This window comes from Sphingomonas sp. GW821-FHT03E12, from assembly GCF_059420685.1.
Window position 1 is genome coordinate 370,955 of record NZ_JBWKUF010000002.1, and the last position, 16,078, is coordinate 387,032.

General features: G+C 66.5%; 17 protein-coding genes and 1 tRNA gene. 12 read left to right on the forward strand and 6 right to left on the reverse strand.

Annotated elements, in window-relative coordinates; genetic code table 11:
• Window positions 1–3: 3 nt before the first annotated feature.
• Window positions 4–543 (reverse strand): shikimate kinase, encoded by a 540-nt coding sequence (locus AC07TU_RS07250; RefSeq protein WP_495187250.1) that lies wholly within the window; start codon window positions 541–543, stop codon window positions 4–6.
• An 83-nt stretch (window positions 544–626) separates the two neighbouring features.
• Between AC07TU_RS07250 and AC07TU_RS07255 the strand changes: the two genes are divergently transcribed.
• From AC07TU_RS07255 to AC07TU_RS07270, 4 genes are read left to right on the forward strand one after another with little or no spacing between them, the layout of a single operon-like run.
• The gene (locus AC07TU_RS07255) at window positions 627–764 is read left to right on the forward strand and encodes a hypothetical protein (RefSeq protein WP_164519405.1); all 138 of its coding nucleotides are present in this window, start codon (window positions 627–629) and stop codon (window positions 762–764) included.
• The gene (locus AC07TU_RS07260; protein ID WP_495187251.1) at window positions 745–2,541 is read left to right on the forward strand and encodes a hypothetical protein; all 1,797 of its coding nucleotides are present in this window, start codon (window positions 745–747) and stop codon (window positions 2,539–2,541) included. Before AC07TU_RS07255 ends, AC07TU_RS07260 begins: the two co-directional genes overlap by 20 nt.
• A complete protein-coding gene (locus AC07TU_RS07265) occupies window positions 2,538–3,467 on the forward strand; it encodes a tyrosine recombinase (RefSeq protein WP_495187252.1) in 930 nt (309 codons plus the stop codon). The genes AC07TU_RS07260 and AC07TU_RS07265 overlap by 4 nt, the downstream gene beginning before the upstream one ends.
• A 9-nt stretch (window positions 3,468–3,476) precedes the next feature.
• On the forward strand, window positions 3,477–4,424 hold the full coding sequence (locus AC07TU_RS07270) for an acetyl-CoA carboxylase carboxyltransferase subunit alpha (protein WP_495187253.1): 948 nt from the start codon (window positions 3,477–3,479) through the stop codon (window positions 4,422–4,424).
• Window positions 4,425–4,535: 111 nt separating this feature from the next.
• Here the strand turns inward: AC07TU_RS07270 and AC07TU_RS07275 are convergent, their stop codons facing one another.
• Complete coding sequence (locus tag AC07TU_RS07275; RefSeq protein ID WP_066574808.1) at window positions 4,536–4,703, reverse strand: Flp family type IVb pilin; 168 nt, start codon at window positions 4,701–4,703, stop codon at window positions 4,536–4,538.
• A gap of 424 nt (window positions 4,704–5,127) precedes the next feature.
• Here AC07TU_RS07275 and AC07TU_RS07280 point away from each other — a divergent pair, with 424 nt between their 5' ends.
• Window positions 5,128–5,514, forward strand: a complete 387-nt coding sequence (locus tag AC07TU_RS07280) for a (deoxy)nucleoside triphosphate pyrophosphohydrolase (RefSeq protein ID WP_495187254.1) — start codon at window positions 5,128–5,130, stop codon at window positions 5,512–5,514.
• A 9-nt stretch (window positions 5,515–5,523) separates the two neighbouring features.
• On the opposite strand, the gene AC07TU_RS07285 is transcribed toward AC07TU_RS07280, so the two are convergent.
• Complete coding sequence (locus AC07TU_RS07285; protein ID WP_495187255.1) at window positions 5,524–6,369, reverse strand: methyltransferase domain-containing protein; 846 nt, start codon at window positions 6,367–6,369, stop codon at window positions 5,524–5,526.
• Between the two features lie 51 nt (window positions 6,370–6,420).
• Here AC07TU_RS07285 and AC07TU_RS07290 point away from each other — a divergent pair, with 51 nt between their 5' ends.
• The 7 genes from AC07TU_RS07290 to AC07TU_RS07320 all read left to right on the forward strand — a co-directional run bounded on the left by AC07TU_RS07290 (window position 6,421) and on the right by AC07TU_RS07320 (window position 11,949).
• Window positions 6,421–7,155: a double zinc ribbon domain-containing protein gene (locus AC07TU_RS07290; RefSeq protein ID WP_495187256.1), complete on the forward strand. Its 735-nt coding sequence runs from the start codon at window positions 6,421–6,423 to the stop codon at window positions 7,153–7,155.
• Between the two features lie 33 nt (window positions 7,156–7,188).
• Window positions 7,189–7,446, forward strand: a complete 258-nt coding sequence (grxC, locus tag AC07TU_RS07295; RefSeq protein WP_495187257.1) for a glutaredoxin 3 — start codon at window positions 7,189–7,191, stop codon at window positions 7,444–7,446.
• On the forward strand, window positions 7,443–8,270 hold the full coding sequence (locus tag AC07TU_RS07300) for a carbon-nitrogen hydrolase family protein (RefSeq protein WP_495187258.1): 828 nt from the start codon (window positions 7,443–7,445) through the stop codon (window positions 8,268–8,270). Before grxC ends, AC07TU_RS07300 begins: the two co-directional genes overlap by 4 nt.
• Complete coding sequence (locus AC07TU_RS07305; RefSeq protein WP_495187259.1) at window positions 8,267–8,704, forward strand: DUF1178 family protein; 438 nt, start codon at window positions 8,267–8,269, stop codon at window positions 8,702–8,704. The genes AC07TU_RS07300 and AC07TU_RS07305 overlap by 4 nt, the downstream gene beginning before the upstream one ends.
• 62 nt (window positions 8,705–8,766) lie before the next feature.
• Window positions 8,767–8,843, forward strand: a tRNA-Arg gene (locus AC07TU_RS07310).
• 235 nt (window positions 8,844–9,078) lie between these two features.
• The gene (rnk, locus tag AC07TU_RS07315) at window positions 9,079–9,492 is read left to right on the forward strand and encodes a nucleoside diphosphate kinase regulator (protein ID WP_495187260.1); all 414 of its coding nucleotides are present in this window, start codon (window positions 9,079–9,081) and stop codon (window positions 9,490–9,492) included.
• Window positions 9,493–9,615: 123 nt separating this feature from the next.
• Window positions 9,616–11,949, forward strand: a complete 2,334-nt coding sequence (locus AC07TU_RS07320; RefSeq protein WP_495187261.1) for a TonB-dependent siderophore receptor — start codon at window positions 9,616–9,618, stop codon at window positions 11,947–11,949.
• 7 nt (window positions 11,950–11,956) lie between these two features.
• Here the strand turns inward: AC07TU_RS07320 and AC07TU_RS07325 are convergent, their stop codons facing one another.
• The 3 genes from AC07TU_RS07325 to AC07TU_RS07335 form a co-directional block, all read right to left on the reverse strand.
• Complete coding sequence (locus tag AC07TU_RS07325) at window positions 11,957–12,511, reverse strand: hypothetical protein (protein ID WP_495187262.1); 555 nt, start codon at window positions 12,509–12,511, stop codon at window positions 11,957–11,959.
• Between the two features lie 156 nt (window positions 12,512–12,667).
• The gene (locus AC07TU_RS07330) at window positions 12,668–12,937 is read right to left on the reverse strand and encodes an SWIB/MDM2 domain-containing protein (protein WP_066574787.1); all 270 of its coding nucleotides are present in this window, start codon (window positions 12,935–12,937) and stop codon (window positions 12,668–12,670) included.
• A 346-nt stretch (window positions 12,938–13,283) separates the two neighbouring features.
• Window positions 13,284–15,905: a TonB-dependent receptor gene (locus tag AC07TU_RS07335; RefSeq protein ID WP_495187263.1), complete on the reverse strand. Its 2,622-nt coding sequence runs from the start codon at window positions 15,903–15,905 to the stop codon at window positions 13,284–13,286.
• Window positions 15,906–16,078 lie beyond the last annotated feature (173 nt).

Below are 16,078 nucleotides of genomic sequence, written 5' to 3' on the forward strand. Positions count from 1 at the left end.
GCCTCACGCGTTCAGCGCTTCCAGAATGGCGCTGACCGTCGCATCGTGCGGGGCGGACTTGCTCACCACATGAAATGGCGCGAGCGCATAGACCGGATTGCGGACAGCGGCGAGTTCGGTGAGCACCTTGAGCGGATCCTTTCCACGAAGCAGCGGGCGGTGGTCGCGCTTGGAAACGCGCTCCGCCAGGACATGCGGCGGTGCGTCCAGCCAGATCGTCGTCGCCTGGTCAAGGATGAGCGTGCGGGTTTCGGCATTCAGGAACGCGCCGCCACCGGTCGCGATCACCTTGGGGGTGCCGTCCACCAACCGTGCGATCACGCGCCGTTCGCCATCGCGGAAATGCGCCTCGCCGAACCGTTCGAAGATTTCGGCGATGGTCATCCCCGCGGCCGATTCGATTTCCACATCGGCATCGACAAAGGGCAGGTGCAGCCGCTGCGCAAGGCGGCGGCCGATCGTGGTCTTGCCCACGCCCATCAGCCCGATCAGCACGATCGGGCGCGACGGGATGAAGGGATTGGGGGCATGGGTTTGCAGCATGGTCGCGGGGGCTATACAGCGAGGGCCGCGCTCGGGCAAAAGGCCTGATCGCCTGTACCGAATTCCGTTCCTTGAGGGGGTCGATGTCCCGTTCGCTCGTCATCATCATCGTGGTTGCCGTACTTTTGATCGGCGGCCTGTTCTTCCTGTCCGGGCGCAACACCGAGAAGCAGCCGGTGACCGTCGAGAAGGTCGTGCCGCTTGAAAATCTCGCCAACTAGTTTCGGGCTGACCGCGCTCGGCGTGGTGCTGGCGGCCGGCATGGGCATTCCCGCGCTGGGCCAGGATCGCCCCGAATCGCTGCTGCCGCCCGGGTTCAACGATCCGGCACCTGCGCCCGCTCCGGCGCCGGCCCCCGCACCTGCGCCCGCGCAGCCGGGCGCGCCGCGTCCCGCCGCCACACCCGCCGCCGTCGCGAGCCCGCTGCCCGGCGTACCGCTGCCGCTGCCCACACCCGGCGCGACACCGACCGGCGTTCCGGGCGAAATCGATTATGCGGTGATCCAGCGCTACGAATTGCCGGAATTCGCGCGGCGTTCGCTGGCGCAGGTCGGGCCGTCCTCGCCCGCGAGCGACGGGCTGCCCGCCAACGCCTTTGGCCGCGCCGATGGCGGCTTCCTTCAGACGCTGATGCGCCGGCTGGAGGCGCCGGTCGCGTCGCGCTGGCTGTCGATCGCGCTGCGCCGTGCCTTGCTGTCGCGGGTCGATACCCCCGCGGGACTCAATGGCGCCGACTTCGCTGCCGAGCGCGCCTGGCTGCTGATCCGCATGGGCGAGGCCGATGCCGCGCGTGCCGTGGTGCAATCGGTCGATATCGGGAACTACACCCCCAAGTTGTTCCAGATCGGCATGCAGGCGATGCTCGCCAATGCCGATCCGGGCGGCATGTGCCCGATGGTGGTGCCCGCGCTGCGTGTCGCGCCCGACCGCAACTGGCGTTTCGCCGAGGCGATGTGCGCGGGGCTTGAGGGCGATCCCAACAAGGCCGGGCCGCTGATCGATGCAGCGCGCCGCCGCATGAACAATTCGATCGACCTGCTTCTCGCCGAGAAGATCGTCGGCATGGGGGTGTCGGGGCGCCGCGCGGTGACGATCGAATGGGATGCCGTCGACCAGCTCAGCGCATGGCGCTGGGGCCTGGCGGTCGCGTCGGCGACCGATGTGCCGGCCGAGCTCTATGGCAGTGTCGGACCGCAGGTGAATTACTGGCGCGCGACTGCGCCGATGTTCGGCTGGCGCGACCGGATCGCGGCGGCGGAGGCGGCTGCCGGGCAGGGCGTGTTCTCCAGCCAGGCACTGACGGATCTCTATGGCGAGATCGAGGAGCAGGAAGACGCGACGACGACCGAGGTCGCGGTCGCTCGTGACCTGCGCTCGGCCTTCACCGCAGCGACGCCCGCCGACCGGGTCGAGCGGATGCGCGCGCTGTGGGACGAACCGCAGAGCGCGGGCGGACGCTACAGCCGCCTGATCCTCACCGCACGTGCCGCGGCGCGCCTTCACCCGGATGCGGCGTTGCGCGACGATGCCGACCGGCTGATCGCGTCGATGCTGAGCGCCGGCCTCGATCGCGCGGCGATGCGCTGGAGCAGCGTAGCCCCACGCGGAAGCGAGGGGGCGGCGCTGCTGCTGCTCGCCGATCCTTCGGGCAGGGCGGTTTCGGCGGGGGACGCAGGGGCCTATCGTGGCGACAACGCGGCACTTTATGCGGCGGCGATGGCGGGCATGGGCCGGGTTTCAGAAGGCGATGGCGCGCAGTTGATGCGCAGCGCGAATGTCGCCTTCGAAGCATCGAATGGCTGGACGCGTGCGATCGACGAAGCCGCGCAGCGCGGCGAGCCGGGGACGGTGGTGCTGCTCGCCGCGGCGGGGATGCAGACGCGGGTGTGGGCCGGGGTGCCGCCCGAGGCGCTCTATCATATCACGCGCGCGCTCACTCGTGTCGGGCTGGGCGGCTATGCGCGGATGATCGCCGTCGAGGCGATCACGCGCACTTGAGCACCGCGGCGACCGGCGAGGACCGCGCGCTGATCGAGCGCTTTCTGGAGATGATGGCGGCGGAGGCGGGTGCGTCCGCGAACACCATTGCTGCCTACGGTACCGATCTGCGTCTGGCCTCGACCGCGCTGGCGGGAGGGCTGGCAGACGCGGATCGCGGGCGAATCGAGACGCTCGCGCATGAATGGCGCGACCTGTCGCGAGCCACCGTCGCGCGCAAATCGGCGGCGTTGCGGCGTTTCTTCGCCTTTCTGGCCGACGAAGGCCTGCGCGCCGACGATCCGGGTGCGGCGCTGCCGCGGCCGGGCAACGGGCGGGGGCTGCCCAAGACACTGTCCGCCGCCGATGTCGACCGGATCTTCGTCGCGATCCAGGCGCGGGTCGATCGCGAGCCGAAGGACCCGCGCGACCTGCGGTTGTTGGCGCTGGTCGAACTACTCTACGGATCGGGCTTGCGCGCGACCGAACTGGTGTCGCTGCCGCGCAATGCCGTCCAGCCCGACAAGCCCTATCTGATCCTGCGCGGAAAGGGCGGGCGCGAGCGGCTGGTGCCGCTGTCGGACCGCGCGCGCGCTGCGGTTGCGGCGTGGCGCGACCATGTCGATGCGAAACGCCTATGGCTGTTTCCTTCGGGCAAGGCGCATCTCAGCCGGGTGCGTCTCTACCAGATGATCCGTGCAATCGCGGCGGAGGCGGGCATCCCGCCCGACCGGGTCAGCCCGCACGTGCTGCGCCACGCCTTCGCCACGCACCTGCTCGAAGGCGGGGCTGATCTGCGCGCGTTGCAGGCGATGCTCGGCCATGCCGATATCGCCACGACCGAGATTTATACCCATGTCGACAGCAGCCGGCTGGTACAGCTCGTCAATGAGCGGCATCCGCTTGCCGACAAACCGCGCGTTGACGCGAGCAAAGAGGGGGCATAGGGCGCCGCGATGGCTACTTTCCTCGAATTCGAGAAGCCGATTGCCGAGCTTCAGGCCCGCATCGACGAGCTCCGCGACGCCGCAGCCGGCGGCGAGGTCGACATCGACAGCGAAGTCGCGAAGCTTCAGGCCAAGTCGGACAAATTCCTGCGCGACGCCTATGCGCGTCTCACCCCGTGGCAAAAGACGCTGGTCGCACGCCATCCGGAGCGGCCGCACTTCAAGCATTATGTCGCGCGGCTGATCGACGATTTCATGCCGCTTGGCGGTGACCGGGCCTTTGCCGACGATGCGGCCATCCAGGGCGGCCTCGGCCGGTTCCGCGGGCAGCGGGTGATGGTGATCGGGCACGAGAAGGGCGACGATACCGCCAGCCGCCTCAAGCACAATTTCGGCATGGGCAAGCCTGAAGGCTATCGCAAGGCGATTCGCCTTGTCGAGCTGGCCGGCAAGTTCGGCATCCCCGTGATCACCCTGGTCGATACCTCGGGCGCATTCCCCGGCATGGAGGCCGAGGAGCGCGGCCAGGCCGAAGCGATCGCCCGCTCGACCGAAGCGTGCCTAAACGCTGGCGTGCCGCTGGTCGCATCGATCCTGGGCGAGGGCGGCTCGGGTGGCGCGGTGGCGCTCGCCGCGGGTAACCGCGTGCTGATGATGGAGCACGCCGTCTATTCGGTGATCTCGCCCGAAGGCTGCGCGTCGATCCTGTGGCGCACCGCCGACAAGGCCCCCGAAGCGGCAGAGGCGATGAAGGTCACCGCGCAGCACCTCAAGGAACTCGGGGTGATCGATACGATCGTGCCGGAGCCGTTGGGCGGCGCGCACCGCGATCGCGATGCGGCGATCGATGCGTTGGGGGATGCGATCGAGTCGGCGCTCAAGGAACTTGCCGGGCAGAGCCCCGAATCGCTGCGCCAGAGCCGCCGCGCGAAGTTCCTTGCAATGGGCCGCGCCTGAACCCTGCTCCAGCTTCGGCGCGCGGGCGGTGCCACTGCTGCACAGCCGCCCACGAAAAAGGGCGGCGGACCCTTGAGTCCGCCGCCCCGTCTTTCGCGTTCGTCGGAAGGCTTAGCCAGCCTTCATGTTCGACGAAACGTTGCCGAAGGTGGTCTTGAGCTGGTTGCCCAGGCCCTGCATCGCGGCAATCGCGGCGACGGCGATCAGAGCGGCGATCAGGCCGTACTCGATGGCGGTCGCGCCCTTCTTGTTGCCAAAAATCTTGCGGATCGTCTTCATACCGGTCTCCATCCTGTTCACTTGGCTTCAGTTACCCGGCTGTCCGCGGGTAAAGCCCGTGTCCAGCAAGGACGGAAATTACGGGTGGGAAGTTAACAAAGGACTTAGACGCGCCGAGTCGCGTCAAATCATCGAGCGGCCTGCACAGCATCGCTGACGTTGGTCCACATGGAGCTTGTGACGTCAGCGAGTCCAATGAGCGCAGCCATCACCGCAAGAACGACCAGCGCAAGGATAAGGCCGTATTCAACAGCGGTTGCAGCGCGGCGGCAATGCAATAGACGGCTGGAAACTGTTGTCGGCACTCGCATCCGTACAACCTCGTTCAAGTTGAATTACTGGAAACTAGGGAAACAAGATTAACGAAATGTCGATGCCGGATTCTAGCCACTCCGATTCGGAGGTTAAGCCGCGTGAACTCCTGATGGTCGTTGCCGCCGCGCTGGTGGATGGCGATGGCCGCGTGCTGGTTCAGCAACGCCCGCCGGGCAAGCCGATGGCAGGGCTGTGGGAGTTTCCGGGCGGCAAGGTCGACCCTGGCGAGCTGCCCGAGGCGGCACTATGCCGCGAGCTCGAGGAGGAATTGGGCATCAGCGTCGAGCGCGCCTGCCTTGCCCCCGCAACCTTTGCGAGCGAATCGCTCGGCGACCGGCATCTGCTGCTGCTTCTCTATGCGCTGCGCAAATGGAGCGGCGTGCCGCAGGCGCACCACGCGACCGGCCTCAAATGGGTGCGCCCGCTCGAACTGCACCGGCTGGAGATGCCGCCTGCCGACAAGCCGCTGATCGGGCTGCTCGAGGCGTTGATCTAGACCCGGGCGCTAGGCCCGGGGTTTCAGGGCCGCCGCCAGCGATGCCGTCGCCGAACCGCGGCGGGCCGGCTGGGGCTGAGAAGGGTCGGGTGCCCAGCCGGTCAGGAAGATCGTGTCGAACCGCTCCGTGGTGCGGCCCTCTGCGTCGGCGCGTGCGGCGAACCCGGCGGCGGCGCGCGCAACCGTCGCGCGGCTCAGCGGCGGAGAGGACGGCAACAGGCTGGTCCCCGCCATCCCGCGCAGGTCGCGCACCAGATCGAACAGGCTGGCATAGCGAACGCTGAGCGTTTCGACGTCGGCGACCGGCAGCGCGAAGCCCGCGCGCATCAGCAGATCGCCGGCGGCGCGCACATCCACCTGCGGATGCACGCGTGCGGCGGGCCGCTCGGCCTCGGCTTCAAGCAAGACCGACCGGAGGGTTGAGAGGGTGGAGCCGCCCAGGAAGGCGCCAAGGAACAGGCCATCGGGGCGAAGTACCCGGCGGATCAGGCTAAGCGCGCCGGGCAGGTCGTTGACCGTGTCGAGGCTGCCCGCGGCGATGACGAGATCGAAGCTGGCTTCGGGGAAATGCGGCTGATCCTCTTCCCCCTGCGTCCCGCCGGCCATCGCGGCGAAGCGTGCGCCCGCATCGATCCGGGTCGCGCGCGCGCCCGGCGGGGGCATGAAGCTGCCGTCGAAACAGCCGAGGTCGAGGATGTCGGTGAAGTCGCGGCGCACCGCGCCGAGCCGCTCCATTATCCCTTCCAGCATCCAGTCGCGGATGAACGCGGCATCGGCGAAACGGGGGGCGGCGCGGTCGCGGCGGGCACGACGGCGAACGCGGTCGAAGATCTCTGGGGGAGTCGTTGCGGTCACGCGGCGGCTTGTGCCGATTTCGTCCGCGCGCGACAAGCGGGACGGGGGAGCATGATGGGGGTAGCCGAACCGGTCCGGAAGCTTGTCGCACTGGCGATCCCGCCGCGCTGCCCGGGCTGCGGCGAGGTGGTCGATGCTGACCACCGCTTCTGTGCCGCTTGCTGGGGCGGGCTAAGGCTGATCGCGCCGCCCTGGTGCGCGAGCTGTAACCTCCCCTTCGATTATGATCGCGGGCCGTTGGCACAATGCGGTCAGTGCCTCGCCATACCGCCCGTGCATGACGGGGTGCGCGCGGCGGTCGCCTATGGCCCCGCGGCACGCACGCTCGCGCTCCGCCTCAAATATGGCCGCCGAACCGCCTATGCCGCGACCGCTGCCCGGCTGATGGAGCGATTGATGCCCGAAGAGGCTGAACTCCTTGTGCCGGTGCCGCTGCACCGCTGGCGTATCTGGGGGCGGGGATTCAACCAGGCGGCGCTGATCGCGCGCGAACTGTCGCGGCGCACGAATATACCCGTCGCTTTCGATCTGCTTGGCCGGGTGAAGGCGACTCCGGTGCTGCGCGGTCTTGGTGCCCGCGGGCGGGTAAAGGCTGTGGCGGGCGCGTTCGCAGCTGCTCCGAATGCGCGCGACATGCTCAAGGGCAAGGCGGTCGTGTTGGTCGACGACGTCCACACCAGCGGCGCGACCACCGATGCCTGTGTGCGGGTGATCAAGCGCGCGGGCGCGGCAAGGGTGACGGTGCTGTGCTGGGCGCGCGTGCTCGACCCCGATGCCGAAGATTGACAAGCGGGTTCTGCGCTCTCACCTCGGAAGGCGATGGCAAAGATCGAAATCTATACCAAGGCGTTCTGCGGCTATTGCGCGCGGGCCAAGGCGCTGCTCGACAGCAAGGGCGCCGATTACGAGGAATTCGACCTGACGATGGGCGGGCCGAAACGTGCGGAAATGGTCCAGCGCGCCAATGGCCGCACCACCGTGCCGCAGATCTTCATCGACGGCGCGCATATCGGCGGATCGGACGATCTGGCGGTGCTGGAGCGCGAGGGCAGGCTGGACGCGCTGCTCGGCCAATGAAGGCTGCGATCCTCCAGATGACGAGCGGGATCGACCCGCTCGCCAATGCCCGCACGCTGGCGGATGGCGTCGCGCGGGCGGCGTCGGGCGGCGCGGCGATGCTGTTTACGCCGGAGATGTCCGGATTGCTCGATCGCCAGCGCGAGCGCGCCTCGGCGAATATCGTCGGTGAGGGCGAGGATCGCGTCCTGGCGGCGGTGCGTGAGGCGGCGGCGAAGCATGGTGTCTGGGTGCATCTGGGATCGCTCGCGCTCAAGGGCGAGATGGACGATCGTTTCGTCAATCGCGGCTTCGTGATCGACGGCAGCGGCGAAATCCGCGCACGCTACGACAAGTTGCACCTGTTCGACGTCGACCTGCCCACTGGCGAGCGTTGGCGTGAATCCGACGCCTATGCGCCGGGCGCGGGGGCGGCGGTGGTCGAAACGCCGCTGGGCAAGCTTGGCCTCGCCATCTGCTACGACCTGCGTTTCCCGGACCTGTTCCGCGCGCTCACCGATGCGGGCGCGACCTTGTTGGCGGTGCCCGCCGCATTTACGCGCCCGACCGGGCAGGCGCACTGGCATGTGCTGCTGCGCGCGCGCGCGATCGAGGCGGGGGTGCATGTCATCGCCGCCGCGCAGACGGGCGAGCATGAGGATGGCCGCGCGACCTATGGCCATAGCCTTGCCATCGACCCCTGGGGCGAAGTGCTGCTCGACATGGGCGAAGGCACGGGCCTCGGCTTTGCCGAGATCGATCCGGCGCGTGTCGCCGACGTGCGTTCGCGCGTTCCTGCGCTGGCCCATCGCCGCGCGATCCCGCCGGTGGAGGTGGTCGCGTGATCGTGTTCGACCTCAAATGCGGCGGCGGCCATGTGTTCGAGGCTTGGTTCGGATCGAGCGCGGACTATGAAAGCCAGCGCACGCGATCGCTGATCGTCTGCCCGATGTGCGGCGACAACGCGATCGACAAAGCGGTGATGGCGCCCAATGTCGCGGCCAAGGGCAACCGGCGCAGCGATACCTCACCGTCCGCAAAACCCGACCCAAAGCAGCTGATGGCCGCACTCGCCGAAGCGCAGGCGAAGATGCTCGAAGGCTCGCAATGGGTGGGCATGGCCTTTGCCGACAAGGCACGCGCGATGCATCTTGGGGAGGAGGTGCACGCGCCGATCCATGGCCAGGCCAGCGCCGAAGAGGCGAAGGCGCTGATCGAGGAGGGCGTGGCCGTCGCGCCGCTGCCGCTGCCGGTCGTGCCGCCCGAACAGCGCAATTGATCCGCCGCCCCTGTAAACGGGGTTGGCCGCCGCTGCCAAAGCTGGTTATTGGGGCGTCGAGTGGCTCCGTAGCTCAGCAGGATAGAGCATCAGATTCCTAATCTGAGGGCCGCGCGTTCGAATCGCGCCGGGGTCACCATTTTTCCTTCTTCAGCCGCCGGATGGTTTGACTTCGTGGACGGGCACGCACATCTTCGCGCTATGTCTTGTTCCGAACATCGGCGGCGATACCGCACCCATGCGGGACAACTCCTGGCGGGCGTCTAGCCCCGGGCTCTCCACCGGCATGTCCCGAGGAGCTCGGGGCCAAGGATCGGTGATCCGCACCGTCTTTCCATCGGGAAGGGCGTGTTCTGCCTTCAGGAGAAATGACAATGAGCGCGACGCGCGCGGCCCGGACGCGGCCGCAAATCCATATGATCGATACCGAGGCCGAGCGGCTTTCGGAGCTGGCCATGAATATCGAAACCGCGATGCCGCAGGTCAGCGAGCTGCTGCTGCGCGAGACGACGCGGGCGAGGACCCATCGTGCGACGGCAATGCCCAAGGACGTGGTGACGATGGGGGCCGAGGTCGAGTATCGGGATGAGGCGAGCGGCGTCGCGCGCACCGTGACGCTCGCCTGGCCGCAGGATGCGGATATCGCCGCGGGCCGCATCTCGATCCTCACCCCGATCGGCGCCGGGCTGATCGGGCTGCGCGAGGGGCAGCAGATCCTGTGGCCCGATCGCGACGGCCGCGAGCGCAATCTGACGATCGTGCGCGTCAGCCAGCCCAGCGTAGCCTGAGCGATCGCGGCCCGGCTCCGGTACGCGCCGTCGTGCCGGAGCTGCCGCGTCCCTTCGCGCTTGCAACATCTCATTCATGCTTCTAACGCGCCTGCGAATCGTTATCATTAGCAGGGGTGCAAGATGCAGATCGTTCGCCGTTCCGGAAAATCGTTCAACGGCCTGTCACGGTCTGCATTGGTCGCCTGTGCGCTGGCAATGCCGATGCTCGCTGCTGCGAACGAGGGCGACGAGGCGGAAGATGGCCGCGGCGAAACTGTGGTCATCACCGGCGTCAACACCAAAGGTACCGGATCGGGCACCAAGACCGACACGCCGTTGATGGAGACCCCGCAGAGCATCACCGTGATCGACGGTGATGAACTGACGCTGCGCAACGCGCAGTCGATCAATCAGGCGCTGGGCTATGTCGCCGGCGTTTCGCCCAACCAGCGCGGCGGCATGGTCACGCGCTATGACCAGCTGATCCTGCGCGGTTTCGCGCCGGGCGTCTATCAGGACGGGATGCGGCTGATCGCTGGGCCCTATTCGACCCCGCAGATCGACTTCAACCGCGTCGAGCGGATCGACATCGTCAAGGGTCCGGCATCGGTTCTTTACGGCAACTCGACCCCGGGTGGCCTGGTCAACCTCGTCAGCAAGATGCCCGAGGCGACCGCGTTCGGCCGGGTCGAGCTGCAGGCCGGCAATTACGACACGCTGCGCGCCGTGGCCGATGTCAACCAGCCGCTCGACAGCCAGGGGCGGCTGCTGTTCCGCGTCGTCGGCGGCTGGCAAAAGGGGGACGGGCTGACGCAGGGCACGTTCAGCGAACGCTATCATGTCAGCCCGATGATCACCTTCGCGCCGACCGACCGGACCAGCTTGACCGTGATCGCCACCTATCAGCGCTCACCTTCGGGTGGCGGCTACTCGGGCGTGCCGGCCTATGGCTCGGTGCTGGCCAACCCGTTCGGGGAATTGCCGCGCGACATCAATACCGGCGATCCCGCCTATGAGCGCTACGACCACAAGCAGAAGGCGATCGCCGCCTTCTTCCGCCACGAATTCAACGACAATCTCAGCTTCCGTTCGAACTTCCGCTTCCAGAATAACCAGTTGAGCTACCGCCAGCTCTATGTCGCGGGCTTCGCGCGGACGGCGGCGAACAACAGCGACTTTTCGACGATCATCCGCGGCGGCGGCGGCGCGGACGAGGATTTTGACACGCTGACGCTCGACAATCACTTCGCCGCGAAGTTCGCGACCGGGCCGGTGCAGCACAATGTCCTGGCCGGCATCGACTATCAGAGCATCACGGGTGAGAATTTCCAGCAGTTCAATACGGGCGTCTCGACGAATCCGCTGACCAGCATCCCGAACCTCAGCCTGTCCAACCCGGTCTATGGCGGCGCGATGCCCAGCTTCGACCTGACCCTGCTCTCGTCCGGCTACGTCAACACCTATGGCAAGCGTACCCAGGTCGGGGTCTACCTGCAGGACCAGATCGCGATCGGCAGGCTCCAGCTGATCGCGAGCGGCCGCTTCGACTGGTACGACCAGACCACACGCAACAAGCGGGTTGCAGCTGGCAGCAACGGTGCCGCGAGCTTCCTGTCGCAGAACGCCTTCACGGCGCGGCTGGGCGCGCTCTACGAGTTCGAATTCGGCCTCTCACCCTATTTCAGCTTCTCGGAATCGTTCGAGCCGCAGACCGGGACCCGCTATGTGCCGGATACCAACCCCTTGCGGACCGAGCCGTTCGAGCCGGTGACCGGACGGCAGTACGAGGCGGGGCTGAAGTTCCAGCCCCGGGGTACCAATGCGATCTTCACCGCTTCAGTCTATGACCTGCGGCGGCGCAAGGTGCCGGTCGCGGACCCCGGCGCGCCCGCCAACGGCCTGCCGTCGAATTCGCAGATCCAGATCGGCGAGGTGCGAGTGCGCGGCGTCGAGCTGGAAGGGCGGGGCGAGGTCGTTCGCGGGCTCGATGTGATCGTCGCGGCCAGTTACACCGATGCGATTATCACCCAGGGGACCAAGGCGCAGGCGGCAACCGCGACGGTTGGCGCGGTTCCGACCACCACGGGTACCCGTCAGCTCGGGACGCCCGAATGGCTCGCCTCGGGCTTTGTCTCCTATGATTTTGGCCGCAACGCCGCACTGACGGGGCCGCTCGGCGGGCTGAAGCTCGGCGCTGGCGTGCGCTATGTCGGCGGTTCCGACGGCACCACCCAGTATAAGGTCGTAAACGGGGTCGCGATCTTCGAGCGTTTCACGACGGACTCGTTCACGCTGGTCGATGCGATGCTGGGCTACGACCTTGGCAAGGCGAGCAGCGCGCTGACCGGCTTCAGCCTGGCGGTGAACGCCGCGAACCTGTTCGATACGCGGCACGTCAGCGCGTGTCCGTTCAACAACAGCTGCTATTTCGGTGCCGGACGCACCGTGACGGGATCGCTGCGCTTCAACTGGTAGCGAAGGCCTATTGCGAGGCGGACAGGGTCGCACGGATTTTTTGCGCATCGGCGCTGCCGGCTTCGAGGATGAATGGGCCCGCACACGGCGCCTGAAGCACCGTGAGCGATTGCGGATCGCGGTTCGGGAGAATGGTTCCGCTGGGGCCGCGTAGCGGCGGTAAAGGCGCGCTCGGGTCCCGCAGAGCGATCAGAAAGGGGCCGCTGGGCATCTGCTTGGGCTCTCCGAATGTCGAATTGTCCCAGGTCGCGGCGATCGTTCGGCCGGCTTTGCCCGCCAGCACCTCATCCACCTCGATGTCGAAACGCGCATAGTCGCTCAGGATGCCCGTCGGCCCCTCGTAGATCTTGCGCAAATCCTGCGGAAGTTTGGGGGATGCCAGCATCTTCCGGCGGAATTCCCGGTCTAGAATGATCCGGTAGTTCACGATGCGGCCGACCACGACGGTGCTTGCATATTGGACGTCGTCGAGCTGCAATTGGACGCTGAGCCGGCAGGCATGGGCGGGTGCGCTCAATCCGAGCAGCGCAATGCCGGTGGCAAGCAGGCGAAGGCGTGACATGCGATCCTCCCGGGGCGGATGGGCCAACCGCGACACTCCATGCATGCGCCTTAACGACGGCTTTCCGGACCAAGCGCGGAGCCATAGAAAAAGCCCCCGAGGTACGAACCTCGGGGGCTTTCCGCTGTCCTGGCCGGCAGAAATGCCGGCCGTGGATTAGCTGACGTGCTTGGCGATGTGCTTGTTCAGCTCGAACATCGTCGCCTTGTCACCGCCGAAGACCTTCTTCAGCTTGTCGTCGGCCAGGATCTCACGCTTGTTGGCGGGGTTCTGGAGATTGTTCTTCTTGATGTGATCCCACATCTTGCTGACGATCTCGCTGCGCGGCAGCGGGCCAGCGCCGACGATCGCGGCGAGGTCGGCCGAGGGGGTGACGGGCTTCGCGATGCCGCCACGGGCCCCGCCGGATGCCTTCTTTTCCGCCATATTTTCTTCTCCTCTGTGAGCCGGTGACAAGCCCCCGGGCTCAGATATGCTCCAGCGCCGACGGCTTGTGGGCTGCGTTCCCACCGTTGTCGCTGGAAGACGATGTACTGTGGTTCTTTACGCGATGCACGTACTTGATGGCCTTTCAAGACCATAACGGGCGTTTGTTTGTGGAGAACTCGCCCTCTGAGCGCACCCTCGAACGGTTTGCACGCCGCAACGCGTTCCCCACGGACGCATACCGAGCCGATTCTCTCCACAGGGGGCATAACGGCGAAGGGCGCGCCCGGTTGCCCGGACGCGCCCTCCAGTCGCCGGAATGGCCCGGCTGGTCGGGTTTGGGCCCTTAGAACTTCACGCGTGCCTTCACGCCGTAGAAGCGCGGCGGCGCGGGGTAGACCGCGAAGCTGGCGCCCTGCTCAGGGACCGGGAACGAGGTGATGTTGTAATAGGTGTCGAACAGATTCTCGACATAGGCCTCGATCCCGAACCGGCCGCCTTCGCCGAAGTTCAGACCGACGCGCGCATTGACGATGCTGTAGCCGTCATTGGTGGTGTACGGCCGGGCGATCGGATTGTTGATCGTGTTCGAATCGCTGTTGGTACGCCAGTCGACATGGAACAGCGCGCCGACATTCTCGCTGATCTGCGGGGTCCAGGTCACCGCGCCGGTGATCACGTTGCGCGGCGAGTTGGTCAGCGGCTTGCCATTGTCCGAACCGGCGAGCGGATCCTTCACTTCGGTGTCGAGCAAGGTGTAGTTGAGCGCGAAGGTCAGGTTCGAGCTTGGACGGATCACCGATTCAAGCTCGATGCCCTTCGAGATCACCTTGGCGAAGTTGCGGGTGACGAAGCGCGTGCCCTCGAACGAGTTGTTCTGGTAACCCTTGAACTCCTGATAGAAGCCCGCGAGGTTGATCTGGAGGCCGCGGATCGGATTGCTCTTCAAACCGACTTCGAATGCGTCGACCAACTCGTTGCCGAACTCGAGATCGCTGATCTGCGCGCCATTGCCGCCGAGCAGCCGCGAGTCGAACGAGCCGCGATCGAGGTTGTAGCCGCCCGACTTGTAGCCGCGGTCATAGCCGCCATAGAGCAGATAGTTGTCGGAGAGCTTGAACGCGAGCTTCGCAGTGCCGGTGAACTCGTCCTCGGTCCGCTTGCCGTTATACGCGCCGTTGAACTCCGAGTTGATGGTCGGGTTGCAGGTGTAGAGATGGGCGAGGCTGAACAGCCCAAGCGGGTTGGACGGGCTCGCCCCCTGCGACATCAGCGCCTGGCGGAACAGAGCCGAATTCGGATTGAGCCAGAAGCTGCACGACGGCACCGACGCGTTGAGGTTGGCGTCGATCTTCTTGGTCTCGCGGTTGTAGCGCAGACCCAGCGTCAGCGACAGATTGTCGGTGAAGTTGATGATGTTGTGCGTGAACAGCGCGAACGCCTGGGTGTCCACCTTGTAGCGATCGGCCTGCTGACCGGCGCCGTTCGGCGTGCGCGGGATCGGCTGGAGGAAGGTGTCGCGCACGCCGGGATTTGCAAGAATCGCCGCCTGCTGCGCCGGGGTCATCTGCGAAAAGGCGACCTGCCCGAACAACGGCACGCCCGCACCCAGGGTCCCGAACAGCTGCGCGCCGTTGGGCAGCAGCGCGTTCCGGGTCAGCTGGCTGAAGATGCCATCGACGAACTGGTCGGCCTGGGTGCCGTAGCGGACCACATCGGTCAGGTTCAGCTTCTCGTTGAGGTAGAAGCCGCCGACGAGCCAGTCGAGCTTGCCGTCGAAGGCGCTGCCCTTGAGGCGGAGTTCCTGGGTGAAGTCCTTGATGCCCGTGCGATAGCCGTCGCGATAGGCGCGGTCGGCGCCCGAGAAGTCGATGTCCTGGCTACGCACTGCGCGCCAGTCACGATAGGCGGTGATCGAGGTGAGGGTGATGTCGCCCAGATTCCAGTCGAGCTGTCCCGAAATACCCCATTCCTTGACCTTCTCGGTCAGGTCACGGTTGGGCGATGTCGCCATCTGCCGCCCTTTGCGATCGAACGGCCGGACGATGCCGTCGCGGCCAACCGCACCGCCCAGCGCGGGAGTGCCCGCCAGCGCTTCGATCAGGTTGCTGGTGATGAAGCCAAGGACGCCGCCGGTGGTGGTGGTGTCTCGGCCGGACGGAAGCAGTTCGAAGCCCGATCCGGAATTGAGCGCGCCGCAGCACGCCTCATCCGTCTGTGCATAGTCGCCGATCAGGCGGAAGGTGACATCCGCGGTCTCGAACTTCGCCTGGCCGCGCACGAACCAGCGGTCGACATTGTTGAAGTCGCGGCCGGTGTTTGGATCGGTGATATAGCCGTCACGCTTGTGATAGCCGCCGTCTACGCGCAGCGCGAGCTGCTCGGTCACGCCGCCGGTGATGCCGCCTTTGACTTCGATTTCGTTGTAGTTGCCGTAGCTCGCCTCGAGATAGCCGCCGAGGTCGAACGACGGGCCCTGCGTTGTGATGCTGAGCGCGCCGGCCGAGGTGTTGCGGCCGAACAGCGTCCCCTGCGGGCCGCGCAGCACTTCGACGCGATCGATCGGGGGCAGGTCGGACAGCGCGACGCCGGCGCGGGCGCGGAACACGCCGTCGATGAACACGCCCACCGCCGGTTCGAAGCCGGGGTTGTCGCCCGCAGTGCCGATGCCGCGGATACGCAGCACCACGCCGGTTGCGGCCGACTGGCCCGTGGTCACCTGAAGGCTCGGTGTGACCTGGCGCAGGCCGCGAATGTCGCTGACGCCGGCATTCTCGAGCTGCTCGGCGCCGACGACGCTGACCGCGATCGGCACATCCTGCGCCGCCTGGGCGCGGCCGGTGGCGGTAACGACGACGACTTCATCCTCCTCGGCGGCGGGTGCGGCCGGGGCGGTATCCTGTGCAAAGGCGGGGGTTGTAGCCATCAGCGCGATGGCAGACGCGGTGAGCAGTTGGAACTTCCGCATGAAAGGCCTCCTCTCTGGGGCGGTGCCGCTTCTTTGTCGGTCACCTGTGTGTGTTGTTGCGGAAGCTACCGTTCCCCGAATCCTTACGTCAACGTCAAATCACGCTAGGAATCCCGCGGAAATGCTTGCTATTCCGGTTCAGGCAGGGTTGTTGCCGAAGCGCAACACAGGCA